Source organism: Lentilactobacillus diolivorans DSM 14421, assembly GCF_001434255.1.
Taxonomy (GTDB): Bacteria; Bacillota; Bacilli; order Lactobacillales; family Lactobacillaceae; genus Lentilactobacillus; species Lentilactobacillus diolivorans.
Window position 1 is genome coordinate 1 of record NZ_AZEY01000008.1, and the last position, 393, is coordinate 393.

A 393-nucleotide genomic window follows, 5' to 3' on the forward strand; every position below is an offset into this window, starting at 1 on the left:
CGGCCATACGTTGGCTGGAAGTTATTAATGCAACAAGAAAAGGAAGTCAAAATCGAACTGAAATATACGCTGATGATTCATGACGATAACTTAGAAAGTCTAGAACACGTCGATCAAGGGTTACTAGAGAAATATTCACCAACCGAACAGCAAAAGATTACTCGAGCAGTCAAAGATCTACGGGCAATCATGGCCGTTAAGCAAGTCATTAAAACGCAATACCATGAAGTATTGAAAAGGGCCTTTCCCAAAGGCGATTTAGATGGATTGCCATTGATTAAACAGGAACAAGCCTATACAGCCGTGATGTACTATGATCCTGTTTTAAAGCCATGTCAGGTTGAAACAATCGCACAGTGGCAGGAAACCCCACCGCGAGTTTTCAATACCCAA

At 41.7% G+C, this 393-nt stretch carries 1 pseudogene; it reads left to right on the forward strand.

The window, feature by feature from the left end:
* A pseudogene (locus FC85_RS00790) lies at positions 1-393 on the forward strand (MobQ family relaxase); the annotation flags it as partial.